This is a genomic window from Tateyamaria sp. syn59, from assembly GCF_007995245.1.
Taxonomy (GTDB): Bacteria; Pseudomonadota; Alphaproteobacteria; order Rhodobacterales; family Rhodobacteraceae; genus Tateyamaria.
The window spans coordinates 34812-58145 of sequence record NZ_VCBA01000012.1; the positions used below are offsets into that span (position 1 = coordinate 34812).

A 23334-nucleotide genomic window follows, 5' to 3' on the forward strand; every position below is an offset into this window, starting at 1 on the left:
TCCCCGATTGCAGATGCGTGCCGTCCAGCCGTTCTCGGCCCCGATGTCGAGGAGCTGTTATTTTAAAAGGCGTGAGGTCAGGCACACATGCGTTGCCACTGGACGTGCGTCGGACCTGCCTTGGACAAAGGTGATCTGATCGGCGCCGCACTGCACCTCCGTTCCCTGGGGATACACTTCGATTGCAGTGCCACCATCTGCGGCATCAAAAGCAATGAAGGCATCGGGGCAGGGTGTGAACGGCAGGGCGTCACCGTCCATGATCCTTGCGAGAATGCCCGCGACATGCTGCGGGTTCTGAGCATCTATGGACAGGTGGGCGAGTGTCATGTGATGGCCTCCGGTAAGGTGGGAGCGGCATCGATCAGTTGGCGGGTGTAGGGGTGTTGTGCCGCGCCAAAAACGGCTTCCGTCTCGCCTTGTTCCACGATCCTGCCGCGCTGCATCACCATCACGCGGTCGGTGATCGTGCGAACCACGCTCAGGTCGTGAGATATAAAGAGATAGGTCAGGTCGTATTGGCGACACAGATCGGCGATCAGGTCGAGGATTTGCGCGCGCACCGACACGTCGAGCGCACTCACCGCCTCGTCAAAGATCACCAGTTCTGGCCGGATGATCAGCGCGCGCGCAATGGCGAGCCGTTGGCGCTGCCCACCGGAGAATTGGTGCGGGTACTTCTGCGCATCTTCGGGCGACAAGCCGACATCGTTGAGGGCGGCTGCGATGCGCGCATCACGATCCTTGGGCGGCGTATCCAGCAGGTGGAAGGGTTCGGAAATCAGCCGGGCCACCAGGTGACGAGGGTTGAAACTGCCGTAGGGATCCTGAAACACAACCTGCATCTTGCGGCGCACGGATGAGTCGGTGACGGGTGTGCCGTCCAGGGTGATGGAGCCGCCCTGCACCGGCTCCAGCCCGAGGATGGCGCGCGTCAGGGTGGACTTGCCGCAGCCGCTTTCGCCCACCAGACCGACCCGCTCGCCGCGCCGGATGTCAAAGCTGACGTGATCCACCGCCCGATGTGTCCCCGCGGGGGCAAACAGGCGCGTGCGGGGCAGGGTGTAGTCGCGCACCACATTCTTGACCTGCAACAGCGGTGTGTCTTTGTTACTGTCTGGCAGATCGACGCGGTGGTTGGAGGCTGCGAGCAGGGCTTGGGTGTAGGGGTGTTTTGGGGCCGCCAGTAAGGCGGGCGTGTCGCCCGCCTCGACGACCTTGCCGCCGCGCATGACGGTGATCCGATCCGCTATCTCGGCGACGACGGCGAGGTCGTGGGTGATCATCAGAAGGCCCATGCCATCCTCGGCGGCGAGTTGTTTGAGCAGATCGAGGATTTGCGCTTGGGTGGTGACATCCAGCGCAGTTGTCGGCTCGTCCGCGATCAGCAGCTTTGGCCCACAGGCGATTGCGATAGCGATGACAACCCGCTGGCGCTGGCCACCGGACAGTTCGTGCGGGTAGCGGGTGAGGGGGATCGCTTGCAGGCCAACACGGTCCAGCACGTCACGTGCTCGTTTCAGCGAGTCGAGGTCCGGGCGGTGTAGTCTGACGGTTTCAGAGACTTGCGCACCGATGGTCTGCACCGGATTCAGCGCAGTCATCGGCTCCTGGAACACCATGCCGACCAGATCGCCGCGTAGAGTGCAGAGCGTCGCCTCGTCCAGCATCAGGAGGTCATGGCCGTCCAGGGTGATCCGGCCAGTCGCCTCCGCTCCGCTTGGCAGCAGTTGCATGACCGCCAGCGCCGTCATCGACTTGCCCGAGCCGCTTTCACCGGTGACGGCCACCACCTCGCCTGCCTCAAGCGTCAGCGATACATCCTGCAGGATAAGCGTGCCCGTGATGGAGAGCGACAGGTTCCGGATGTCGAGCAGGCTCATACCCGCGTCACCCGCAGTTTCGGATCAAGCGCGTCGCGCAGCCCGTCGCCGAGCAGGTTCAAGCCCAGCACCGTCAGGATGATCGCGAAGCCCGGCACCAGCGCCATGTGCGGTGCGATGCTGACCAGCGTTTGTGCATCGGCCAGCATCCGGCCCCAGCTTGGCGTCGGGGGCTGCGCGCCAAGGCCGACATAGGACAGCGCTGCTTCGGCCAGAATACCGAGGCTGAATTGGATCGTTGCCTGCACAATCAGCAGGTTCGCGATATTGGGCAGGATGTGTTCGACGCTGATCCGCGCCGCGCCCTTGCCTGCCACGCGCGCGGCAAGGATGAACTCGCGCGCCCAGAGCGGCAGGGCGCCGCCGCGCGTGACACGGGCGAAGACGGGGATGTTGAAGATGCCGATGGCGATGATCGCGTTGATCGCGCCTGCGCCGAAGATGGCGGTGATCAGGATGGCGATCACGAGGCTCGGGAAGGCAAAGATCAGGTCGTTGCCGCGCATGATCACCTCGTCCACCCAACCACCTTGTCGCGCCGCGGCCCACAGGCCCAAGGGTACGCCGAGCCCGATGCCGATGCCCACGGCGACGCAGGCCACTGCGATGGACGTGCGCGCGCCCACCATGATCATCGAAAAGAGGTCTCGGCCGAAGTGATCGGTGCCGAACCAGTGCGTGCCGTTGGGCGTTTGCAGCCGTTCGGGGATGTTCATCGCGCTGTGGTCGAAGGGGGTCCAGACAAAGGACGCGAGCGCGGCGACCAGCATCAGGGCGGATAGTATCCCACCGATGATCAGCGTCCGGTTCAAGTGCGCGCCCTCAGCCGTGGGTCGACGGCAGCGTATGCCAGATCGACCAGGAAATTGACCGTGATCACGGCAAAGACGAGGAGCATCGTGACCGACTCCACCACGATAAGGTCGCGGGCTGAGATGCTTTGAAAAATCAGCCGCCCAAGACCGGGGAGGTAGAACACCTGTTCGATGATGATGCCCCCGGCAAGCAGGAACGAGAATTGCAGGCCCAGGATCGTCAGCACCGGGATCATGGCGTTGCGCAGCCCGTGGCGGCGCAGGGCCTGCGCGCGGCTTAGCCCCTTGGCCCGCGCTGTGCGCATGAAATCCTCGTCCAGCACATCCAGCAGGGCGGATCGCATGACGCGGGCGAGGATCGCCGCTTGTGGCAAGGCAAGAGCGATGGCGGGCAGGGTGAGGGATTTCATGGCCGCCCAGACCCCTTCGTCCCAACCGGTAAAGCCACCCGCGCTGAACCAGCGCAGATTGATGGCAAAGATCAGCACCAGGATCATTGCGAACCAGAAATTCGGGATTGCGACGCCTATTTGCGTGGCGCCCATCACGCTGACATCGCCCGCCTTGCCCCGGCGCGACGCGGCGTAGATGCCTGCCGGAAATGCGATGAGCGTCGACAGCGTCAGCGCATAGAGTGCAAGTGGTAGCGACACCCAGAGCCGGTCGGCAATCATCTCCGACACTGGTGTGCGGTACTGATAGGAGGTGCCGAAATCGCCCTGCATCATCCCCCCGACCCAAGCGAGGTACCGCTGCCATTTCGGTTGATCGAGCCCCAGTTCAGCGCGCAGGGCGGCAAGCGTGTCTTCCGCCGCGTTGATCCCCAGCATGAAAGAGGCCGGATCGCCAGGCGCCACCTCGATCACTGCGAAGATGACCAGCGACGCGATGGCGAGGCTGACGATCAGAGACAGGAGCCGTTTGAAGGTGTAGCGCAGCATATTGCCCGCAGGCTAGGCGGGCGGTTCCGTGCAGGCAAGCACGTCCGTGAGCGCGCCCAGATCGCGGGCGATCGTGGCCATGGCGAGGCCCCGGATGGTTGAGATGTAGCAGTCTTGCGACCAGCCGCAGGTTTGGGTCAGATTCTCCCAATTGCGCACTGACAGCAGCGTCCACAGAAGGTCGGTTGCCTGTTCGATGTCGGTGTTGGGGGGCAGAGACCCGTCTTCGGCCAGCGCGTTGACAGCGGCAGCGCAGCCCTCGCGCATATCCTGCATGCGGGTGTTCCAGGCCGCGGCGGCTTCGGCATCTGTGTCCGTGACTGCCATGATGGCCCGCGCCACACCGTAGATCTTGGGGATATAGTTGCCCCAGGCGGTGACAAAGGCGTCGAGCCGTTCGGCACCTGACCGCGCGCCACGGCTGGGGGCGAGGGCGGCATCTACCTGGTTTTGCTGATCCTGGTAGCGCGTGGCGGCGACCAGCAAATCGGTGCGGCTGGGGAAATGCAGATATACCGCCTGTCGGCTGATGCCCGTGGCCCGCGCGATGTCGGTCATCGTGGGCAGCTTGGCGTTTGGTCGTTCGAGCAGTCCCAGCGTGGCCTGAACGATCTTGGTCGGGGTGTCGATTGTTTCGCTTGACATGCTGTCAAGAAGCACATACTTGACACGTTGTCAATTGACACTGTGTCAAGCAAGCGATGGAGACGAAGCAATGACCAAACGTATTTTTATCTGGGTGGCGCATCCCAAGGCTGGATCGCTGAACGCAGCACTGGCGGAACGCTATGCAAAGGGCGCACGGGCCAAGGGAGCTGACGTGCGGATTATGCACCTGGCGGACATGGCGCCGGAGGCTGGCTACAGCGAGGGGCAGGACCTCTCGCCCGACATCCAGGTCTGGCAGGACAACATAAGCTGGGCCGATCACGTGATGATCGTCCACCCCTATTGGTGGGGCGCGATGCCCGCGCAGGCCAAAGCGGTGATGGATGCCGGTCTGCAGTCGGGTTTTGCTTACAAGTATCACGGGCGAGGCCTCGGTTGGGACAAGCTGCTTGACGGGCGGACAGGAGACGCGATCATCACGGCGGACACGCCCACCTGGTTGGACACGCTGCTGTATCGCAGCCCCGGGCGCCGGGTGATGCGCAACCAGGTGATGAAATTTGTCGGAGTGAAGCCGCGCAACGTCGTGTTGTTCGGGTCGGTCAAACTGGCCAAGCCGGAAAAGATCGCGCGCTGGCTGTCACGTGCAGAAAGCATGGGGGCCGCGGCGGCGTGATCCCCTCGTCATGCAGGGTGTTGCACCTATGTTAGGGCGATGCTGCACCGCCCTCTGTTTATCGGATCGGAGATCTACCGAGGATCCTCCTATGGCGCGTGGCACCCTCTGCGGGTGCCGCGTGTCTCGACCGTGATCGACCTCAGCCGGGCGATGGGGTGGTTGCCGAGTGAAGTGTATGTCCCCAGCCCGCGCGCCAAACCGAACGCGTTGACCATCTGGCACACCCCCGACTATTTGTCGGCCCTGCACGCCGCCGAGGCTGCGCAATACGTATCGGACGACGTGCGCCAGCGCCACGGGCTCGGCTCATCAAACAACCCTGTTTTTCCCGAAATGTACCGTCGCCCTGCCACGGCAGCAGGCGGATCGCTGCTGGCGGGCGAGCTGCTGCGAGATGGAGGCATTGTCTATCACCCGGCCGGAGGCACGCATCATGCGATGCCGGACCGAGCAGGTGGCTTTTGCTATCTCAACGACCCGGTGCTCGCCATCCTGTCGCTGCGTCGCAACGGCGCGGATCGCATCGCCTATGTGGACATTGATGCGCATCACCCGGACGGGGTGGAAGTGGCCTTTGCCGATGACCCTGACGTGATGATGATCTCGGTTCACGAGGACGGGTTGTGGCCGCGCACCGGTCCGTTGGGGACCACCGACACGCTCGTCAACCTGCCCGTGCCGCGCGGTTTGAATGACGATGAGATGGCGTTGATCCGTGATCAGGTGATCCTGCCGCGCATCGCGGATTTCAAACCGGATGCCATCGTCCTGCAGTGCGGCGCCGACGGAGTGGAGGAAGACCCGCAAGCGCACCTGTCGCTGTCGAACAACGCGCATTGGGCTGTGGTGCGCGGCCTGATCGGCATGGCCCCGCGCCTGCTGGTGCTGGGCGGGGGTGGCTATAACCCTTGGTCTGTCGGCAGGCTCTGGACCGGGGTCTGGGCGACCCTAAACGGCTATGACGTACCCGGTCGTATCGAGGGCGCAGGAGAGGATGTGCTGCGCGCCTTGCGCTTTGACGGCAACCGGCGGGGCAAGAACCCGCCCGACCACTGGTTCACGACCCTGCAGGACACTCCACGAAACGGCCCTATCCGGGACGAGATCCTCGAAAGGATCCTTCATCTTGCCAGATAAACTCCGGGGGGAGGCGCAGCCGGGGGGCTGGCCCCCAACCACCCTATCCTACGTAGTCTGCGTCGCTGACCTGTTCGATCCATGTGGCCGCGGACCCATCCTCCGCCTCTTGCATGGCGATGTGCGTCATTGCGGTGTCGGGACCAGCGCCATGCCAATGTTCGACACCGGGCGGGATCCAGACTGTGTCACCGGCCCGGATCGTCTGCGGTTTTTCTCCGCGCAGGCAGATACGCCCTGACCCCTGCGTTACGTGCAGCGTCTGACCCAGCGGATGTGTGTGCCACGCGGTGCGGGCGCCCGGAGCGAAATGCACCGAAAGTGCGTGCAAACGGGCGGGTGCCTCGGCAGAAATGATGGGGTCCTGCCAGACGTCTCCGGTGAAGTAGTCGGGGTTGGCACGTGCGCTGGGGCGGCTGCCTGCGGGGTGGATGATCATATCCGTGTCCTTTGTCATACGGTGGCGCGTTGTCCTCTCGGAAAGACAGAGTGGCAGATCGGCCCTTCGGGGAGGATTTTTTTGAAACAGGGAAGGTTTGGACCCCTGCGCCTATTCGGCCCAGCTGACGCCTGTGAGGTCCGTGGCCTGGGTCGGCGCATTGGTCCACAGGCCCTGCACGCCTGCCTTGGCGACCGACAGTTGCGCCAGCTGGAAGAGGTAGCCGTTGACGGCATCATTGGCGATGATTTCTTGCGCCTTGGCCATCAGGTTGGTGCGCGTGTCGGGGTCTGTCGTGCTGTTGAGTGTCGTTATCAACTCTTGGAAGGCCGGGTTGTCGTATTGGAAGTAATAGTCCGGGTTGGCATAGATCCCGATGTCCATCGGCTCGGTATGGCTGACGATGGTCAGGCCGAAATTCTTGCCCCGAAACACGGTTTCCAGCCATTGCGCCCATTCGACATTGATGATCTCGGCTTGGATCCCGACCTCGGCCAGTTGAGCGGCGATGATCTCGCCCCCGCGACGGGCGTAGGAGGGGGGTGGGAGGTGCAGTGTCGTCTCGAACCCGTTTTCCATACCTGCCTCGGCCAGCAGGGCGCGCGCCTTTTCCGGATCGTAATCGGATCCGCCTGTCAGGTCGACATAGGCCGGGTTGTGCGGCGCGAAGTGGGTGCCGATGGGCGTTCCGTAACCGAACATCGCACCGTCAATGATCGCCTGCCGATCAATGGCGTGGGCCAGCGCTTGCCGGACGCGCAGATCGTCAAAAGGGGCCTGCGCGTTGTTCGTGGACAGGATCGTTTCGCCTTCGGTGCTTCCGATGAGGACCTGGAACCGTGGATCAGCTTCGAATTGCGGCAGGTTCTCAGGCGCGGGGAAGCCGGTGAACACGTCCACATCCTCGGCCATGACGGCGGCAAAGGCAGCGGTGGGGTCCGAGATGAATTTGAACGTCGCTTCGGTCAGCGCGGGGGCCTCGCCCCAGTAGCCGTCATATTGGCTGATCCGGATGCTGTCGCCTTGCGTCCATTCATCGAATTTGAAGGGGCCGGTGCCGATGGGCTGCTGTTTGATGGTCTCGATGCTCTCTGGCGCGACAATGACCGCATCGCCCCATGCGAGGTTGAAAAGCAGGTTGCCGTTGGGCTCGCTTAAGGTCATGCGCACGGTCTGCGGGTCGACCACCTCGACCGCACTGATCGTGGTATAGAGCGCCTTTTGCGCGTTGGCGCTGTCGTCAGCCAGGATACGGTCGAAGGAGAATTTCACGTCTGCGGCGTCCATGGCGGTGCCGTCGTGAAAGGTGACCCCTTCGCGCAGCGCAAAGGTGTAGGTCAGACCATCATCCGAGATTTCCCAGCTTGCTGCCAGCCCCGGCACGACCGACCCGTCACCCATGAAGCGCGTCAGCCCCTCGAACACGTTGGAATAAAGCACCGAGTCGATGGCGCCCGCCGCCCCCGAAGTAGGATCGAGATGCGGGGGTTCGAGCTGCATCGCCACGGTGATGTCAGTTTTGGCCCAGGCACTTGTGGCAAGGACAAAAGTCGCAGCGGTCATCATCAGTCGGTTGAGCATAATCATCTCCCCATGGGTGCGATTTACTACAGCTTTCCCGCAAACGTGGCGTCGTGCAAGGGTGGTGCGCGGTTTGTACAGTGGCGCACGGGACGCAGGGCTGGTATCTGCCCCCGCGACACGACCAGCGAAAGGCCCCAGGATGAGCGCCACCGCCCGCAAGACCGCCCCCTTGCCCGATGACATTCGAGCCATGAAGGGTGGCACGCCGATTGTCAGCCTCACGGCCTACACGACGCCGATGGCGCAAATGATGGATGCCCATTGCGACTTTGTCCTCGTCGGTGACAGCGTAGGCATGGTGCTGCACGGGTTGCCATCCACGCTGGGTGTGACCATGGACATGATGGTGATGCACGGGCAGGCGGTTGCGCGGGGGCTGTCTTCGGCGATGCTGGTGATCGACATGCCGTTCGGCTCCTACGAAGAAGGCCGGGAACAGGCGTTTCGCAATGCAGCAAGGCTGATGGCCGAGACGGGCGCAGGGGCTGTGAAGCTGGAAGGCGGGGTTGCGATGGCCGATACCATTGCCTTTCTGGTCGCGCGCGGCATTCCGGTGATGGCCCATGTGGGTTTGACGCCGCAGTCCATCAACACGCTGGGTGGCTACAAGGTGCAGGGGCGCGGCGATGCCGGCGATGCGTTGAAAGCTGATGCGCAGGCCGTGGCCGAAGCCGGCGCCTTTGCCGTGGTGCTGGAGAAGGTGCCGGAAACCCTCGCCGACGACATCACGGCGGCCGTGGACATCCCGACCATCGGGATCGGGGCGTCGGCAGGCTGCGATGGGCAGATCCTTGTGGTCGACGACATGCTGGGCCTGTTCACTGCGTTCAAGGCGAAGTTCGTGAAACGCTATGCCGAATTGGGCAACGAAGGCGAGGCGGCCATCGCCGCCTATGCCGAAGACGTGCGCGCACGCCGGTTTCCGGGGCCGGAGCATGTGTTTGGGGATGCCGTTCCTGGGGCCAAGGCATGACCGCGCCTATCGTGCATACTTTGGCCGAGTTGCGGCAAATGACGCGCGGCTGGCAGCGGGCGGGCGAAACCATTGGCGTGGTGCCGACCATGGGCGCGCTGCATGATGGCCATCTGAGCCTTGTCGCCCGCGCCAAGGAGATGAGTGACCGGGTGATCGTCACGATCTTTGTGAATCCCAAGCAGTTCAACAACCCGGAGGATCTCGCGAATTACCCACGGACCGAACATGAAGATGCGCGCAAGCTGGAACGCTTTGCCGTCGACGCGATCTATGTTCCCGACGGGCCGCAGATGTATCCCGACGGGTTCGCAACGACCGTCAGTGTCGACGGTCTGACCAATGTCTTGTGCGGCGCGCACCGAGCCGGTCACTTCGACGGGGTGGCGACCGTGGTGACGAAGCTTTTTACCCAGACCTCGGCCGATCTGGCGTTTTTCGGTGAAAAGGATTTCCAGCAATTACAGGTGGTCCGACGGCTAGCGCGCGATCTGGACCTTGGGGTCGAGGTCGTGGGCTGCCCCACCATTCGCGAGATCGACGGGCTCGCCATGTCATCGCGCAATCTTCTGCTTTCGGACAAGGCACGCAGCCGCGCCGCCGCGCTGAATGATGTGATGGAGGAGATGGCCGAGGCGCTCGGGCAAGGTAAAGACATCGCTGACCTATTGCCCGAAGCCAAAGGCCGTTTGGCAGCCGCCGGGTTTGGGGACATAGACTACCTTGAAATGCGAACCAAAGATACGCTCCGCTTGATCGACAGGGCGACAGAACCTGCGCGCTTGTTTGCCGCCGCTTACATGGCGGGCGTTCGACTGATCGACAATATCGACGTTCCGGTGGCTGACTAGACGGAGTTCTACGCGAACTCCGTGGGCTTTCTGGCGCAGAAAGCCACAACACGCAGGACATCCCGTGGATTTCCAGCCTGGCTTTGCGTCAAAGACCGTTACAGTTTGCCAAGCGGCACCTTCAGCGCCATGTCGCCCGCGTCGTCGCGCGGGATTTCTCCGGCCCGCATGTTCACCTGAAGTGCTGGGATGATCAGGCTGGGCATTGCAAGCTGTTTGTCCCGTTCTGTACGGAACTTGATGAAATCCTCGCGTGTCTTGCCTGCGCCGACATGGATGTTCTTTTCCCGCTCTTCGGCCACCGTGGTTTCCCACGCGATTGCGCGGCCACCGGGGCCGTAATCGTGGCATATGAACAACCGCATCGCGTCGGGCAGGGCCAGCACACGCATGATACTGTCGTAAAGTTGCCCCGCATCGCCGCCCGGAAAATCCGCGCGGGCCGAGCCGCCGTCGGGCATGAACAGCGTGTCGCCGACAAAGGCGGCATCGCCGATCACATGTACCATGCAGGCGGGCGTGTGGCCCGGCGTATGCATGGCAAAGCAGGTCATCGCGCCAACCTCATAGCTGTCGCCATCTTCGAACAGCGCGTCGAACTGGCTGCCATCACGCTGAAATTCGGTACCTTCGTTAAAGACCTTGCCGAAGGTGTCCTGCACCTCTGTGATCTTGGCGCCAATGCCGATCTTGCCCCCCAGCGCCTGCTGAATATAGGGCGCACCGGACAAGTGATCGGCATGCACGTGGGTCTCGATGATCCACTCAAGCCGCAGGTCATTGGCGCGGATATGCGCGATCATCTTGTCCGCACCATCAAAATTCAGCGCTCCGGCGGCGTAGTCGATATCCATGACCGCGTCGATCACCGCGCAGGCCCGTCCGTTGGGCTCCTGCACGACGTAGGAAATGGTGTTGGACCGTTCGTCAAAGAAAGGCGTCACGATCGGATGGCACGTCATGTCTGGGGTCACGTCTTGTCCTCCTTTTCAACCGGCCCGCCCTGCGCTTCCCAGGTCGAAAACCCTTCGCGCAGATGGGCCGCATCAAATCCCATGTCTTGCAATGTGGCCACGGTCAGCGCCGATCGCCAGCCCGAGGCACAGTGAAACAGATAGGTCTTTCCCGTCTGACCGAAAACGTCCTTGAAATACGGGCTGTCCGGGTCGACCCAAAACTCGATCATGCCGCGCGGCGCGTGGACGGATCCGGGGATGTACCCGCTGCGCTGGCGTTCCCGGATATCCCGAATATCGACGATCACGACATCCGGATCATCGACCATCTTGATCGCATCGGCTGTGTCCACCTCTTTGATCCGCGCGCGGGCGGCGGCGACCATGTCGGCGGCGGTGGTCTTCAGGGCCATGGATCCCTCCGGTTTGGGTGAAGTCTGACAGCGGGACAGGGTTACGGCAAGTCATTCGGTGCGGCGGCGCACGCCCTTTGTCATGCGCGGCAATCCGCCAACCACTTCTACTTGGGGTAGGGAGTTCCTGACTTGGGGTTTGTGCACCTGCAGCATATGTTTGTGACACAAGACGAGGACAACGCGTCATTTTCCGCGGTCCCGATTATTAAGAACCAATTTTAAGACCTTCCGGTCCGATTTTTCGGGCCCTGACACTTCGCATTTTGAACAAACCTATTGATTTCTCTCAGGAGATTAAAATGAAACGCCATATTTTTCTGGCGCGGTGCGCTGCCGCGCTGCCCCTCCTTTTTTTCCTATCCACACCGATCAACGCCCATGAGGCATGGCTTCTCAGCCCGGCCGAGATCGAGGCGCTGTCGCAAGCGCCCGTGCCGGAACTGTTCCGCAGCCCGGTCTGGCTTGGGCTTGCGGCCACTGTCGGCTTTGCGCTGACGCTTGCAGCACTCGGGCTTGAACCGGTGCTTGGCCGTCTCGAAGACCGCGCGATCCAGCCCATTTGGAAGCGCTACGGAGATGTCGGGCCGCTTGTGCTGCGCCTTGGGTTGGCGGCCATGACGCTGCTTGCCGCCTTTGGAGGTCTGCCGCGCCACGGCACCGAAGCGTGGACCGTTTCAACCTTTCTCGTGCCGGATATGCAGCTCACTGATGTAAGCGGCGCAAGCATTCTGATCGGCGCGCAAGCGATGCTGGCGGTCTTTTTGATCGCGGGTCTGGCAACCCGTGCCTGTGGTGTCATTCTGATCGCTCTGTCACTGGCAGGTCCGGTGATCTTTGGGCCCTCGTTTTGGTCCTATACCCCGCATTTTGCGGCGCCTGGGCTGATCCTGGTTGCGTTGGGTGCCGGTCGGCTGTCATGCGATCATGTGCTGAACACTGATATCGGGGCCTATACCGCCGCTCCGCTGCGCCAGATCCTGTGGCGCATGTCGCACATCCTGATCGGTGCGGGCTTTGTCTATCTGGGCTTTGCCTACAAGCTGATGCAGCCGACACTGTTGATTGCGATCCTCGAACGCGGAGACATGCCAACCTTCGGGATTCAGATGCCCGTCATTGCTCTGATCATGACTGGTGTCGAAATCCTATGCGGGGCCTTGCTGATCATGGGGCGTCTTGTGCGGCCGGTGGCGCTGGCGATCCTCGGAGCGATCACGTTTCTGGCCATCACCTTGGGCGAAACGCCGCTGTTTCACGCCAACCTATACGGCGCGTTGCTGGTGGTGCTTTTGGCAGGCCGCACAGTACCCATTGCGCACCGTGTGCCGGGCATTCAATGGGCGAGGGCTGTCTGATGTTGCGTGTATTTCTGAACCGCCTGGGGCTGGCGCCCTGTGTCATTGCACTTATGCTCGGCACATTGGTGATTGCAGCACCCATCGTGAACGCCAAGGGAGGACCGCCGCGCACGGTCTTCCTCGTCCTGCCCGATATCATCGCCCCACCAACCGTGCAGGTGCGGGCCGATGCATTGGGCGGAGGACGGTATCGGCTGTACCTCGATACGAGGAATTTCGCGTTCACCGACATCTGCGTCCTTGAGGCCGAAGCCGCACCGATTGGGCACGCGCATATCCATGTGGATGGGGCGAAAGTCGCCTCGGCCTTTTTCCCTGTCATCGACATCGGCCCGCTTGATCCCGGCGCCCACCATATTGATGTCGTGTTGCGGGGGCAGGACCACCGCGCCCTTATCGCGCAGGGCGCCATGGTGCAGGGACACACGCGCCTTGTTGTGCCGGATAGACCGATCTAGCTGGCCGCAGGCAAGCGGTTGAGCGCAGCATGCGTGAGCGCGATAAGCATCCTTATGTAAATTTTTGAAAAGCCATATCGTGTAAAAATGCGTATCTTACCGCCTACGCGTTGCTGCTCTACACAGCCTGGGTTGCAGCGATGGCGCGTTGCCAGCGGGCATAACCGGCGTCACGGTCAGTTTCAGACATCTGTGGGTCGAACCGCGCCTCGCGCGCCCAGGTCCCGGCAAACCCCTCCATGTCGGGGTAGATACCCGCGCGCATCCCAGCCAGCCATGCCGCGCCAAGGGCCGTCGTCTCAAGACCCGCAGGACGATCCACCGGCGCGCCCAGCATGTCCGAGAGAAACTGCATGGCCCAGTCATTGGCGCTCAGCCCGCCATCGACGCGCAAAACGGCGTCGCCGCCATCCGGCCAGTCAGCGCGCATGGCCTCCCACAGATCGCGGGTCTGGAAACCGATGCTTTCCAGCGCGGCCCGCGCCATATCTGCCGGCCCCGTATCACGCGTCAGACCAAAGGTTGCCCCACGGCAATCAGGGTTCCAATAAGGCGCACCAAGGCCGGTGAACGCAGGCACAAGGGTCACGTTGCCGCTGCCCTTTTCTGCCAGTGCTTGCGTTTCAGCCGCGCTCGCGATGATACCCAGCCCGTCGCGCAGCCATTGCACGACCGCACCTGCGATGAAAATCGACCCTTCCAGCGCGTAAGTCGGTTTACCGTCAAGCTGATAGGCGACTGTGGTCAGCAAACGATTGTTGGACGTGACAGGCGCATCCCCGGTATTCAGCAGCGCAAAACATCCGGTGCCGTAGGTGGATTTCAACATGCCCGGCGCAAAACAGGCCTGCCCAATTGTCGCCGCCTGCTGATCTCCCGCCACGCCGTAAATTGGTGTCTCGCCCCCCAGCAAGTCGGTCACGCCGAAATCTGATGCGCAGTCGCGCACCTCGGGCAACATCTCCATCGGGATGTCGAGCATCGCGCACATTTCGGGGCTCCAGGCGCCCTTGTGGATGTCATACAACATCGTGCGCGCCGCATTCGTCGCATCTGTGACATGTGCCGCGCGCCCCGTCATGTGCCAGATCAGGAAGCTATCGACAGTGCCGAACAGCAGCTTGCCTGCCTTCGCGCGGTCGCGTGACCCTTCGTTCTGATCAAGGATCCACTTCACCTTTGTGGCCGAGAAGTAGGGATCAAGCAACAGACCAGTGATGGTCGTCACCTGATCTCCATAGCCATCGGCGCGCAGGCCTTCGCACATCTGGGCCGTGCGGCGGTCCTGCCAAACGATGGCATTGTGCAGCGGAGCGCCCGTCTCTGCATCCCAGATCACGGTCGTTTCGCGCTGGTTGGTGATACCGATGGCCGCGATGTCGCTTGCGCCCAAACCGGCCTTCTCCATCGCCGCCTTGCAGGTTGATTGCACCGTGGCCCAAAGGTCCGCAGGTTCATGTTCGACCCAGCCGCTGTTTGGAAAATGCTGCTTAAACTCTTCCTGCGCCGAGGCGACCGGCTGCATGCTCCCGTCAAACACAATCGCGCGGGACGACGTGGTGCCCTGATCGATGGCTAGAATATGGGTCATGCGGCGTGTTCCTTCATCCAAGTATCCACGGCCCCACGCTCTTCCGCGCTAAGGCGCAGACCAAGCTTGGTCCGCCGCCACAGCGCGTCATCGCCCGCCACCGCGTATTCGCGGGCCATCATCCATTTGAGTTCCGCCCCGGTCAATGTGGCGCCAAAATCCGGGCCGAGGTCATCGGCCGCCTTGGCATCACCCAGCACCTCCCACGCTTCGGTGCCGTATGCCCGGATCAAGCGACCGGCCCATTTTTCGTCGAGAAAAGGATAATCCGCCGCCAGCTTCATGGTCAGCGACCCGACCTCAGCCACCTTGAAATCCCCACCCGGCAGCGCGACGCCTGCGGTCCAAGCCTCACCCAAACCCATCTTGGCCAGCGCCTGTTCTGCCAGCTTGCGATAGGTGGTGATCTTGCCACCAAAGACGCTCAGCACCGGCGGGCCGTTCTCATCCAGCGCCAGCACATAGTCGCGCGTGGCCGCCGTCGCCGACGACGCACCATCGTCGTAAAGCGGGCGCACACCGGAATAGGTCCAGACAACGTCCTCCGCCGTCACAGGCTTTTCAAAATACTCGGACGCAAAGGCGCACAGATAATCTCGTTCTTCATTCGTGATCGCAGGCTTTGTATCCGCATCCGTATGTTCCGCATCCGTGGTCCCGATCAGGGTGAAATCCTGCTCATATGGAATGGCAAAGATGATGCGCCCATCGGTGCCCTGAAAGAAATACGCCTTGTCATGGTCATAGAGTTTCTTGGTCACGATATGCGAGCCACGCACCAGCCGGATGTTGTGTTGCGAGTTCTGGCGCATCACCCCGGTCAAAATATCAGCGACCCAGGGGCCGCCTGCGTTCACCAGAGCCTTGGCGCGGAACGTGCCCTTCTCGGTCTCAATCCGCCAGGTATCGCCATCGCGCGAAGCTTCCTTTACGGCACAGCGCGTCAAGATCGTCGCACCACGCGCCTCCGCATCGCGGGCGTTCAGCATCACCAGCCGGGAATCCTCGACCCAGGCGTCACTATATTCATAGGCCATCTTGAAACGCGATTTCAGGCCCTCGCCCTCAGGTGCTTTGGTCAGATCCAGCGTCTTGGTCCCGGGCAGGATCTCGCGCCCGCCGAGATTGTCATAAAGAAACAGACCCAACCGCACGAGCCATGCAGGCCGCCGCCCCTTCTCGATCCAGGGCATGGTCACGCGCAGCAGACGCGAGGTCGGCGTATCACTGTCGAACCGCATGTCGGGGGCGTAGGGCAGGACAAAGCGCATGGGCCAGCTGATATGCGGCATAGCCTTCAGCAGCACCTCACGCTCTTTGAGCGCGGATTTCACAAGGCCGAATTCAAAGAACTCAAGATAGCGCAACCCCCCGTGAAACAGCTTGGTCGACGCGCTAGAGGTTGCACCACCCAGATCCCCGGCCTCGGCCATTGCGACACTCAGGCCCCGGCCAGACGCATCGCGGGCGATCCCCGCACCGTTGATCCCGCCGCCAATCACGAACAGATCAAAGACTTTTTCGTCGGCCAATACAGCGTCCTCCGCGTTCAATACGTGGACGTCTTAAAAGCATAGTAGCAGCATATCAATCGTTAGCGTTAACGTTGCGGCGTGATGTCCTTGATGCCCAGCAGCGCGGCGGCACCGATCATCAGCCCGCCACAGATCCGATTGATGGTGGCCAGCGACGCGTTCAACCGCGCGGCCACCCGGTCCCCCGCCCAGCCCCAAAGCAGCAGGGTCGCGCCGTCTACAACCAGATATGTCGCCCCGAGAATGAGAAGTTGCGGCAGAACAGGCGCCTCAACCACGATGAACTGCGGAAAGAGCGCGGCAAAGAACACGACAGCAAAGGGGTTGGTCATCGACGTGACAAAGCCAAGACGGAACAGACGCGCGGGCCGTCCAGCCGCTGTCTGTCCGCGCCTCGAAGTGCCTTGCGACATCATCATCCTCAACCCGATCCAGACCAGATAGGCGACGCCCAGCCACTTGATGACACTGAACGCAGTGGCAGATGTGGCAATCACGGCGGCCAATCCGAACGCCGCCGCAGTCATTTGCAGCACGTTGGCACTCAGATCACCCGCGACCACCCACAGGCTACGGCGCAGCCCGTGTCTCATGGAATTTGCAATGATCAAAAGCTGGCTGGTATCTGGTGGTGTTGCAAAGAACACTGCGACGGCGGCCAGATAGACAAGATAGACCTCGGTCATCACACGCGCGCGGCCTGCGCCAGATCGGCGCCAAAGATCGTGCCGGAATGCTCAGCCAGGTAGATACGCAGCCACGGCGTAAAGCGCTTGGGATGCCGCTGCACCGTCGCCATCAGGTCATGATAATCGACCCACTCGTGGGCCATCACCTCATCCGGGTTCGGCGCAATGGACAGCGTCCCGCGGACATGGCCCAGATAAACATCAACCACCTCGTGTTCGATCAGGTCATTGCCGACATCAGCGCGGTATTCCAGGTGGTGACGATGCTCAAGCGGCACGCCGGTGATCCCAAGTTCTTCGTTCAGACGCCGGGCCGCACAGACCGAAGGCGCCTCATCCCAATCGGGATGGGTGCAGCACGTGTTCGCCCACAGGCCGGGCGTATGGTACTTTCCCATCGCGCGCTGCTGCATCAGCACCTCGGTGCCCCGGATCAAAAAGACGGACACGGCCTTGTGCTTCAGCCCGCGCTGATGCGCTTCCAGCTTTTCCACCGGGGTCAACGTGCCGTCGACCCAAGCGGGGATCATGATACTCATACGTGTTCCGCCTTCACCAACCCGGTCAGATGCGCCAGGTTCTTGATGCCGATCTTGAGGTGCGCCATGGGCCGCGCCTTGACCAACTTCTTGTTCATATACGCCTCGAAGGTCAGACGCTGCACATCAATGTCGTGACATAGTGACACAAAGCGTTCGCGCCGGTCGTCGCTGCGGTAGTAGGCGTTCTGCATGGACGCCAGCACACGAAACACCGTCTTGTGCTCGCGCATGAACAGCTTGCGGGCGAGTTTCAGGTCCTTAACCCGACCGCTCGCCAGCGTCGCCGCACAGGCCGTTGCCGCGACCCGGCCCCCGACCATGGCATAGTAAATGCCCTCGCCCGAGGATGGCGCAACTACACCGGCCGCATCACCGGCCAGCACGACATCCTTGCCGTTGTCCCAGCGGTCCATGGGTTTCAGCGGAATAGGCGCGCCCTCTTTCCGCAGCGTCTCGCACTCGCTCAGACCCGAGGCCGCGCGCAAGGCCGCCGTCGCTTCCTTCAAATTGACCGAGGATTGCTCCGATCCCATCCCGACGCTGGTCGTGCCGCCATGCGGGAACACCCAGCCATAAAAGTCAGGCGAGATCGCGCCGTCATAGATCACATCGCAGCGCATCGGATCGTAGCTATCGGTGGCCTCGGGCGCCTTGATGATCTCGTGATAGGCAAAGACCAGCGGTACCTTGTCGGCACCCTCAACCTCGGCCTGTCCGACGCGAGACTTGGCACCATCGGCCCCAATGACCAGCTTGCAGGGCAGCTCGCGTTCCTCTTGCGTGGCCTTGTCGCGGTAGATCACCACCGGGTGCCCATCTGGCCGCTCAATCCGCACGAAAGTGCCAGTGAAATACGCGGCCCCCGCATCGACCGCGCGCTGGCGCAGGAACGGATCAAAGTCCTTGCGGTCGACCATCCCGACATAGCCGTTCTCGATCGGAATATCGACGCGCCGCCCAGTGGGCGAGATCATGCGGGCGGTTGTGACCTTGGTCAGCAACTGCTCTTCACCGATGTGAAAGTCCTGCATCAACCGCGGCGGGATCGCTCCGCCACAAGGCTTGATCCGCCCCTCCCGGTCCAACAGGGCGACGTTATGGCCCGACCGCACCAGATCTTCGGCAGCGGTGGCGCCGGACGGCCCTCCGCCCACAACAACGACGTCATACATCATCAGATCATTCTCCCGGAACCAGGGTTGCATCAGAAGTCTCCGCCGCCCGCATCACGCGGGAAGCAACAATAGCCGCGCACAGGAACAGCGCCGCCTCGATCGTAAACACCGTGCCATAAGCCGCCGCATCGGGCAGGATCATGCGGGTGAGGTCCAGCATGCCGGTGGCGACCAGACCGGCCAGACCGGCAGCAATCGCCTGCGCTGCACCAAAGACACCCATGCGCACGCCGGTCGAGCGTGCATGCGCCGCCGCAAGCTGCATCATCGACCCGACAGCGCCCACGACAAACAGTCCGTTGCCCAGGCCAAGAGCGACCGTCGAGGGGACCAGCGGCATCCCGGCCCCAAGGCCGAGCAGCCCAAGCGCCGAAATCACACAGCCCGTCACCGCCCAGAACCGCAAGCTGCCGATCCGCAGATGCGACAGCACCCCGGCCCCGATCATACCCATTAGGGCCGCTCCATCCTTGCCGCCTGACAGCTTGGTGCTGTCCTCAGGGCTCAGACCATGCACATGCCCGGCAAAGGGTTCAAAGATCAGTTCGGACAGGTAGAAGGCGAGGATCGACAGGAACACAAATCCAGTGAACCGCCGCGCCACCGGGTCGGCCCATGTATGCTTCAACGCTGCCACCAGCGGCGTGTCATCCACCACATGCTCGAACTCCGCATGGCTTTCCACACCCATCGTCGCGATGACACACAGCAGGAACGCAATACAGCACACGGCGGCCACCACCCAAACGAGCCGCTCGGGGCTGTAGGGTTCGAGCGCAATGCCCGTGCCCACCGAAGCAAAGATCGCCCCCGCAATCAGCAAAAGCCACGCCAGTGTCGCCGCGGCACCCTTGCGCGGACCGGTCACGCAGGCGAGCAACGCCAGGAACGACGTACCCGCAGCCCCAATGCCCAGCCCGATGGCGATATAGGCAAACACCCAAACGGTCAGCGCCATAGTCACAGACGTTTCAGCCAGCAGGATGCCCCAAGCCGCGCCCAGAACACCCAGACCCACCAGCGCGATACCACCGAGGATAAACGGCGTCCGCCCACCCTTTACATCCGACCGATGCCCCCAAACGGGCCGCGTCAATTGCACACCGTAATGCAGCGCCACCAGCAAACCGGGCAGCAACGCAGGCAAGGCCAGCTCGACCGTCATCAAACGGTTGAACAGGTTCACGGGCAAGGCCGCGAGGCCCCCGATGGCGGCATTCACCAGGCACAGCCGCACCAACATGCCCCACCCCGCCGTCATGCCAGCCCCCTCAGAGCAAAGGCGGCGACCATCATCCCGGAGACATAAAGCAGCACGCCGGTGCCGTTGTACCACGGCGCCTTCGCCTTCGGATCACGGAACATGATCGTCATGGCCCAGAACTGCAGCAACAGGACAATCGCAACACCCGCCGCATGCGCTGGCCGGTCCCAAAGCGCCAGCAAAGCGATCACCACAGCCTGCGGCACCGCCATCACGACACAGGCCACCTGTGCCGCGCGGCGCGGACCAAGGGTGACGGGCAGTGAGTTCACACCCATCTTCCGATCACCCTCCAAAGCCTTGAAATCATTGAGGGTCATAATGCCATGCGCACCAAGCCCGTAAAGCAGCGCCACCAGCAGAACCTCCCACCGCAGCGCACCGGCGGCCAGCACGGCAGCCCCCGTGATCCACGGCAACGTCTCGTAACTCAGACCAACCAGTCCCGGACCCCACCAGCCCGACCGCTTCAAACGCACAGGTTCGGCGGAATAGGCCCAGGCCGCCAGCACACCCGCAATCGTCGCGGCAAAGCCCCAAGGGCCCAGCTGCCAGCCGACGAACAAGGACAGGGCGGACATCGCCAGCGCGATCCACAGCCCCCACCGGCCCGGAATGCGGCCCGACGGGATCGGACGGTCAGGCTCGTTGATGGCATCCACATGCCGGTCGCACCAATCATTGGCGGCCTGGCTCATCCCGCAGACGATGGGACCGGCCAGCAGAACACCCAAAAGCACAAGATGCCACTGGCCCGCGGGCGACGCCCCGGACGAAATCACACCGCAGACATAGGCCCACATCGGCGGGAACCACGTGATCGGTTTGATCAGGCGCAGGGCGGCGGCAGGCTCGGGAAATCGGCGCGCAGGTAAAGAAGGGCTGACATCCATGTGTCAACTATGGCTGACACTTTGAGTCGGCGCAAGGGTGGCGCGATGTCGCTACCCGTTCTTGCTCAGCAGACCATACTTGCGCAGCTTGACGTAAAGCGACTGCCGCGACAGGCCCAACATCTCGGCCGCCGCGACCCGGTTGTTGCGGGTCAGGTTGACAGCCGTCTCAATACACATCTTCTCAACCACATCCGTGGTTTCAGCCACAATCTCTTTCAGTGAGGCGGAGCCGACCAGATCCATCACATTGCGCCCCGGCTCCGGCATGCTGGCATTGCCACTGTCGGCCTTGCGCACCCCTTCCATACGACTGACATCGCGGATGATTAGCGCCACGGCCGGGTTCTCGGCGTCCTCAAGCGCCGTGGCCGACACCTCGACCGGCACACGCGCGCCCAGATCGTTCACCATCCGCGTGGCATAGACGCGCATCTGCCCACTGCGGGCTGCATTCTCAAGCAAGACACCCAGATCAATCTGCCCGCGCGCCAGGTATTCGGCCAGCGACTGCCCCACGACATCGGATAGATGCGTAGCCCCAACCAGATCAATGAACGCGTCATTGACGGACAGTGTCGTGCCGCGCGGATCCATGAACACAACCGCGTCCGTCGTCGCCTTGAACAGCGCAGCCGGATGATTGTTGGTCCCCGAGGCAACCGGGATCGCGTTCGCACTGACCAGACGACACATCATGACCCGCTGGCCCGACGCCCGAAACAGAACGGGATTGAGGACAATCTCCTGCCGCGTGCGCGCACTCATGACCGTCACAGCCGCGCCATCGTCGGACAGGGTGGCATTCATCAGGCTCTCGGTCAGCTCGGCCGTCGAGCGATCCGAAAACAGACTGGCCAGTGATACGCCGGTCAACGCGTCGGGCTTCAACCCGAGCATTGCCGCCGCCTGCTTGTTCGCATCTTCGATCCGGCCGCTCTGCACCGAAACGAACACCACGGCATCATCGACATTCGACATAACCACGCGATACCGTGCATCGAACTCCCGCCGCGCCTCGTACCCCTGCTCAAGCGCGATCTGCGCCTGCACCAGCTGCTGCTGCGTCTCGGCAATCGGGCGCAGGTCACGACCGAGCAACAGAACAGCATTCTCTTGCCCGAACCGGTGAAAGGTATAACGGACAGGATACTGCCAGACAGCATTGTCGGAATGGTTCAACTCCAGCGGCTTTTTCGGCAACTGCCCGGCCATGTATGCATCATGGGCCAGCTGGAACTTCTCGATGCTCTCCTGCGTCAGGAAATCGACGACCGGTCGCCCTTCCCAATGCTTGAGATTGCCAAAGCTGTCGTCCTGTGTGTTCAACAGCACGGACAGGATCATGCCCTCGGCCGACACGACCAGCGCAATGTCGGATGCGGCTGCGATTATGCTGCTGAGAAATTCAGGCTCAATGAGCGGAACAGATCCGCTCGTCCAAAAACTGCTGCCATCCGTCGTCATCTGGGGCCCAACGCCTTCTGGCGTTTTGTCGTGAAACCGACAACATCCTTGGCCGTGTTCGTCACCAGATCGACGCCTGTTTGTTTTTTTATACCGTCAGTGACACCGGAGAACGCACCCCCCAAGGCAAGCACAGGCGCCGGGTCACCATTATGTCTGATCTTTTTAACTGTTCCGCGTATGGTTTCAAGGGCCAGGGGCCGCGCGCAGGAAAACAGCACCATGTCAGGCCGGTCATACGCAACACGATCCACAAGCTGCTGTTGCGCCTCGTTGATGCTGACACTCACATCGCACCCGAGGCGCCGCAATTGGGCTGCCACGACGCTCGCCCCCAAAAAGTGCTGTTCGGCCTCCGGTACGACGACCAGCGCATGCAGGACGTTTGTCATGTCGGCGTGGTTGCGGGACAATCCCTGCGCCGCCTCACCCAAAAGCGCCTGCAGGCGCAGCGCGCCGATGGTCACGGCAGCGAAATCCAGGTCAGACGTCATCCACAACGCCCCCAGGTGTTCAGCTGCCTTCGGGATATAGATGTCAATCAGCGCATCATTGGTCAGCCGGTAGGCCGCCATCTCATCCAACACCAGCCGTGCGTCAAATTCGACCCGACGCGTGACGGCCCGCACAAGATAATCCATCGCGACCTGACGCGCACCGGCGCGACTGACCACCTGCCGATCGTTCAAGATCGAGATCACCTCGCTTGCCAGCGCGGCATGGTCGCAACTGCGCCCAATGGAGCCGCGGGTCGTGCCAAATGGGTCGTCCTGCGTCATGGATTACCTCGATCCGTGAAAACGCATTGAACGGTTCTGGCGCGTCAGAGCCGTGGGATGTCAAAGTGTCGGTCCGAACACGCAAGATGTCAACCTGATTTGACAGTTTTGGATCACAGACCAAGGATATCCGGCAAGCAGAAGCAAATTTTCCGCCGAAACCAGTGTTTTCCAGCCAAATACACCCCGCTTGATTCAAATCAATACGCCTGCGGCTGACAGGCATAGTGTAAGTTCTAATTGACACTTTTTACCTGCAACCGATACGCTGGTCACGGACAGCAAAAGGGAGAGGCTCAG

Annotated in this window: 24 protein-coding genes; 6 read left to right on the forward strand and 18 right to left on the reverse strand. The window is 62.0% G+C overall.

The genetic code is table 11. The features are described from left to right. Window positions 1–57 precede the first annotated feature (57 nt). The 5 genes from FD715_RS18430 to FD715_RS18450 are packed head-to-tail and all read right to left on the reverse strand — an operon-like array spanning window position 58 to window position 4284. Window positions 58–330 carry a hypothetical protein gene (locus FD715_RS18430; protein WP_147113403.1) on the reverse strand — a complete coding sequence of 91 codons (273 nt, stop codon included), beginning with the start codon at window positions 328–330 and terminating at the stop codon, window positions 58–60. Beyond that, window positions 327–1883, reverse strand: a complete 1557-nt coding sequence (locus FD715_RS18435; protein ID WP_147113406.1) for an ABC transporter ATP-binding protein — start codon at window positions 1881–1883, stop codon at window positions 327–329. Before FD715_RS18435 ends, FD715_RS18430 begins: the two co-directional genes overlap by 4 nt. After that, a complete protein-coding gene (locus tag FD715_RS18440) occupies window positions 1880–2695 on the reverse strand; it encodes an ABC transporter permease (RefSeq protein WP_147113410.1) in 816 nt (271 codons plus the stop codon). The genes FD715_RS18435 and FD715_RS18440 overlap by 4 nt, the downstream gene beginning before the upstream one ends. Continuing rightward, window positions 2692–3639: an ABC transporter permease gene (locus FD715_RS18445; RefSeq protein WP_147113414.1), complete on the reverse strand. Its 948-nt coding sequence runs from the start codon at window positions 3637–3639 to the stop codon at window positions 2692–2694. The genes FD715_RS18440 and FD715_RS18445 overlap by 4 nt, the downstream gene beginning before the upstream one ends. Before the next feature lie 12 nt (window positions 3640–3651). After that, window positions 3652–4284, reverse strand: a complete 633-nt coding sequence (locus FD715_RS18450; protein ID WP_147113417.1) for a TetR/AcrR family transcriptional regulator — start codon at window positions 4282–4284, stop codon at window positions 3652–3654. A gap of 70 nt (window positions 4285–4354) precedes the next feature. Here FD715_RS18450 and FD715_RS18455 point away from each other — a divergent pair, with 70 nt between their 5' ends. Together FD715_RS18455 and FD715_RS18460 are read left to right on the forward strand one after the other, a co-directional pair. Then, window positions 4355–4924 carry an NAD(P)H-dependent oxidoreductase gene (locus FD715_RS18455; RefSeq protein ID WP_189799551.1) on the forward strand — a complete coding sequence of 190 codons (570 nt, stop codon included), beginning with the start codon at window positions 4355–4357 and terminating at the stop codon, window positions 4922–4924. A gap of 39 nt (window positions 4925–4963) precedes the next feature. Continuing rightward, window positions 4964–6064 carry an acetoin utilization protein AcuC gene (locus FD715_RS18460; protein ID WP_147113422.1) on the forward strand — a complete coding sequence of 367 codons (1101 nt, stop codon included), beginning with the start codon at window positions 4964–4966 and terminating at the stop codon, window positions 6062–6064. Window positions 6065–6107: 43 nt separating this feature from the next. Here the strand turns inward: FD715_RS18460 and FD715_RS18465 are convergent, their stop codons facing one another. Together FD715_RS18465 and FD715_RS18470 are read right to left on the reverse strand one after the other, a co-directional pair. Next, window positions 6108–6503, reverse strand: coding sequence for a cupin domain-containing protein (locus FD715_RS18465; RefSeq protein ID WP_147113425.1), 396 nt, complete (start codon window positions 6501–6503; stop codon window positions 6108–6110). A gap of 111 nt (window positions 6504–6614) precedes the next feature. Further along, window positions 6615–8069 (reverse strand): ABC transporter substrate-binding protein, encoded by a 1455-nt coding sequence (locus tag FD715_RS18470; RefSeq protein WP_370455424.1) that lies wholly within the window; start codon window positions 8067–8069, stop codon window positions 6615–6617. Window positions 8070–8226: 157 nt separating this feature from the next. On the opposite strand from FD715_RS18470, the gene panB reads away from it, so the two are divergent. Next, window positions 8227–9060: a 3-methyl-2-oxobutanoate hydroxymethyltransferase gene (gene panB, locus FD715_RS18475; protein WP_147113431.1), complete on the forward strand. Its 834-nt coding sequence runs from the start codon at window positions 8227–8229 to the stop codon at window positions 9058–9060. Next, a complete protein-coding gene (gene panC / locus FD715_RS18480; protein ID WP_147113433.1) occupies window positions 9057–9911 on the forward strand; it encodes a pantoate--beta-alanine ligase in 855 nt (284 codons plus the stop codon). Before panB ends, panC begins: the two co-directional genes overlap by 4 nt. Window positions 9912–10009: 98 nt before the next feature. Here panC and FD715_RS18485 read toward each other — a convergent pair whose 3' ends face one another. Together FD715_RS18485 and FD715_RS18490 are read right to left on the reverse strand one after the other, a co-directional pair. Beyond that, complete coding sequence (locus FD715_RS18485; RefSeq protein WP_147113536.1) at window positions 10010–10873, reverse strand: MBL fold metallo-hydrolase; 864 nt, start codon at window positions 10871–10873, stop codon at window positions 10010–10012. Window positions 10874–10881: 8 nt separating this feature from the next. After that, window positions 10882–11280 (reverse strand): rhodanese-like domain-containing protein, encoded by a 399-nt coding sequence (locus FD715_RS18490; protein ID WP_147113436.1) that lies wholly within the window; start codon window positions 11278–11280, stop codon window positions 10882–10884. A 302-nt stretch (window positions 11281–11582) separates the two neighbouring features. Here FD715_RS18490 and FD715_RS18495 point away from each other — a divergent pair, with 302 nt between their 5' ends. Together FD715_RS18495 and FD715_RS18500 are read left to right on the forward strand one after the other, a co-directional pair. Beyond that, entirely contained in the window at window positions 11583–12638 is a 1056-nt protein-coding gene (locus tag FD715_RS18495) for a hypothetical protein (RefSeq protein WP_147113439.1), read from the forward strand. Then, complete coding sequence (locus FD715_RS18500) at window positions 12638–13099, forward strand: hypothetical protein (RefSeq protein WP_147113441.1); 462 nt, start codon at window positions 12638–12640, stop codon at window positions 13097–13099. The genes FD715_RS18495 and FD715_RS18500 overlap by 1 nt, the downstream gene beginning before the upstream one ends. Before the next feature lie 118 nt (window positions 13100–13217). Here FD715_RS18500 and glpK read toward each other — a convergent pair whose 3' ends face one another. The 9 genes from glpK to FD715_RS18545 all read right to left on the reverse strand — a co-directional run bounded on the left by glpK (window position 13218) and on the right by FD715_RS18545 (window position 23034). Next, window positions 13218–14690 (reverse strand): glycerol kinase GlpK, encoded by a 1473-nt coding sequence (gene glpK, locus FD715_RS18505; protein ID WP_147113444.1) that lies wholly within the window; start codon window positions 14688–14690, stop codon window positions 13218–13220. Then, on the reverse strand, window positions 14687–16222 hold the full coding sequence (gene glpD / locus FD715_RS18510) for a glycerol-3-phosphate dehydrogenase (protein ID WP_147113446.1): 1536 nt from the start codon (window positions 16220–16222) through the stop codon (window positions 14687–14689). The genes glpK and glpD overlap by 4 nt, the downstream gene beginning before the upstream one ends. 68 nt (window positions 16223–16290) lie before the next feature. Continuing rightward, window positions 16291–16911: a LysE family translocator gene (locus FD715_RS18515; RefSeq protein ID WP_147113448.1), complete on the reverse strand. Its 621-nt coding sequence runs from the start codon at window positions 16909–16911 to the stop codon at window positions 16291–16293. Continuing rightward, window positions 16911–17453, reverse strand: a complete 543-nt coding sequence (idi, locus tag FD715_RS18520; RefSeq protein ID WP_147113451.1) for an isopentenyl-diphosphate delta-isomerase — start codon at window positions 17451–17453, stop codon at window positions 16911–16913. Before idi ends, FD715_RS18515 begins: the two co-directional genes overlap by 1 nt. Continuing rightward, window positions 17450–18628 (reverse strand): geranylgeranyl diphosphate reductase, encoded by a 1179-nt coding sequence (locus FD715_RS18525; protein ID WP_147113539.1) that lies wholly within the window; start codon window positions 18626–18628, stop codon window positions 17450–17452. Before FD715_RS18525 ends, idi begins: the two co-directional genes overlap by 4 nt. A gap of 7 nt (window positions 18629–18635) precedes the next feature. Further along, window positions 18636–19892, reverse strand: a complete 1257-nt coding sequence (locus FD715_RS18530; RefSeq protein ID WP_147113454.1) for a PucC family protein — start codon at window positions 19890–19892, stop codon at window positions 18636–18638. Continuing rightward, window positions 19889–20788, reverse strand: coding sequence for a chlorophyll synthase ChlG (gene chlG, locus FD715_RS18535; RefSeq protein WP_147113456.1), 900 nt, complete (start codon window positions 20786–20788; stop codon window positions 19889–19891). The genes FD715_RS18530 and chlG overlap by 4 nt, the downstream gene beginning before the upstream one ends. Before the next feature lie 51 nt (window positions 20789–20839). After that, window positions 20840–22255 carry a transcriptional regulator PpsR gene (gene ppsR, locus FD715_RS18540; protein WP_147113458.1) on the reverse strand — a complete coding sequence of 472 codons (1416 nt, stop codon included), beginning with the start codon at window positions 22253–22255 and terminating at the stop codon, window positions 20840–20842. After that, window positions 22252–23034 (reverse strand): cobalamin-dependent protein, encoded by a 783-nt coding sequence (locus FD715_RS18545; protein WP_147113461.1) that lies wholly within the window; start codon window positions 23032–23034, stop codon window positions 22252–22254. The genes ppsR and FD715_RS18545 overlap by 4 nt, the downstream gene beginning before the upstream one ends. Window positions 23035–23334: the final 300 nt, after the last annotated feature.

Excerpts from the sequence above, each read along its gene's own strand:
- ppsR (WP_147113458.1), bottom strand. The coding sequence starts at position 22,255 with ATGACGACGGATGGCAGCAGTTTTTGGACGAGCGGATCTGTTCCGCTC.
- FD715_RS18435 (WP_147113406.1), bottom strand. The coding sequence starts at position 1,883 with ATGAGCCTGCTCGACATCCGGAACCTGTCGCTCTCCATCACGGGCACG.
- idi (WP_147113451.1), bottom strand. The coding sequence starts at position 17,453 with ATGAGTATCATGATCCCCGCTTGGGTCGACGGCACGTTGACCCCGGTG.
- FD715_RS18455 (WP_189799551.1), top strand. The coding sequence starts at position 4,355 with ATGACCAAACGTATTTTTATCTGGGTGGCGCATCCCAAGGCTGGATCG.
- FD715_RS18460 (WP_147113422.1), top strand. The coding sequence starts at position 4,964 with ATGCTGCACCGCCCTCTGTTTATCGGATCGGAGATCTACCGAGGATCC.
- FD715_RS18470 (WP_370455424.1), bottom strand. The coding sequence starts at position 8,069 with ATGATGACCGCTGCGACTTTTGTCCTTGCCACAAGTGCCTGGGCCAAA.
- FD715_RS18465 (WP_147113425.1), bottom strand. The coding sequence starts at position 6,503 with ATGATCATCCACCCCGCAGGCAGCCGCCCCAGCGCACGTGCCAACCCC.
- glpK (WP_147113444.1), bottom strand. The coding sequence starts at position 14,690 with ATGACCCATATTCTAGCCATCGATCAGGGCACCACGTCGTCCCGCGCG.
- panB (WP_147113431.1), top strand. The coding sequence starts at position 8,227 with ATGAGCGCCACCGCCCGCAAGACCGCCCCCTTGCCCGATGACATTCGA.
- FD715_RS18530 (WP_147113454.1), bottom strand. The coding sequence starts at position 19,892 with ATGACGGCGGGGTGGGGCATGTTGGTGCGGCTGTGCCTGGTGAATGCC.
- FD715_RS18525 (WP_147113539.1), bottom strand. The coding sequence starts at position 18,628 with ATGTATGACGTCGTTGTTGTGGGCGGAGGGCCGTCCGGCGCCACCGCT.
- FD715_RS18430 (WP_147113403.1), bottom strand. The coding sequence starts at position 330 with ATGACACTCGCCCACCTGTCCATAGATGCTCAGAACCCGCAGCATGTC.
- FD715_RS18515 (WP_147113448.1), bottom strand. The coding sequence starts at position 16,911 with ATGACCGAGGTCTATCTTGTCTATCTGGCCGCCGTCGCAGTGTTCTTT.
- FD715_RS18445 (WP_147113414.1), bottom strand. The coding sequence starts at position 3,639 with ATGCTGCGCTACACCTTCAAACGGCTCCTGTCTCTGATCGTCAGCCTC.
- FD715_RS18485 (WP_147113536.1), bottom strand. The coding sequence starts at position 10,873 with ATGACGTGCCATCCGATCGTGACGCCTTTCTTTGACGAACGGTCCAAC.
- FD715_RS18545 (WP_147113461.1), bottom strand. The coding sequence starts at position 23,034 with ATGACGCAGGACGACCCATTTGGCACGACCCGCGGCTCCATTGGGCGC.
- FD715_RS18490 (WP_147113436.1), bottom strand. The coding sequence starts at position 11,280 with ATGGCCCTGAAGACCACCGCCGCCGACATGGTCGCCGCCGCCCGCGCG.
- panC (WP_147113433.1), top strand. The coding sequence starts at position 9,057 with ATGACCGCGCCTATCGTGCATACTTTGGCCGAGTTGCGGCAAATGACG.
- FD715_RS18450 (WP_147113417.1), bottom strand. The coding sequence starts at position 4,284 with ATGTCAAGCGAAACAATCGACACCCCGACCAAGATCGTTCAGGCCACG.
- chlG (WP_147113456.1), bottom strand. The coding sequence starts at position 20,788 with ATGGATGTCAGCCCTTCTTTACCTGCGCGCCGATTTCCCGAGCCTGCC.
- FD715_RS18495 (WP_147113439.1), top strand. The coding sequence starts at position 11,583 with ATGAAACGCCATATTTTTCTGGCGCGGTGCGCTGCCGCGCTGCCCCTC.
- FD715_RS18500 (WP_147113441.1), top strand. The coding sequence starts at position 12,638 with ATGTTGCGTGTATTTCTGAACCGCCTGGGGCTGGCGCCCTGTGTCATT.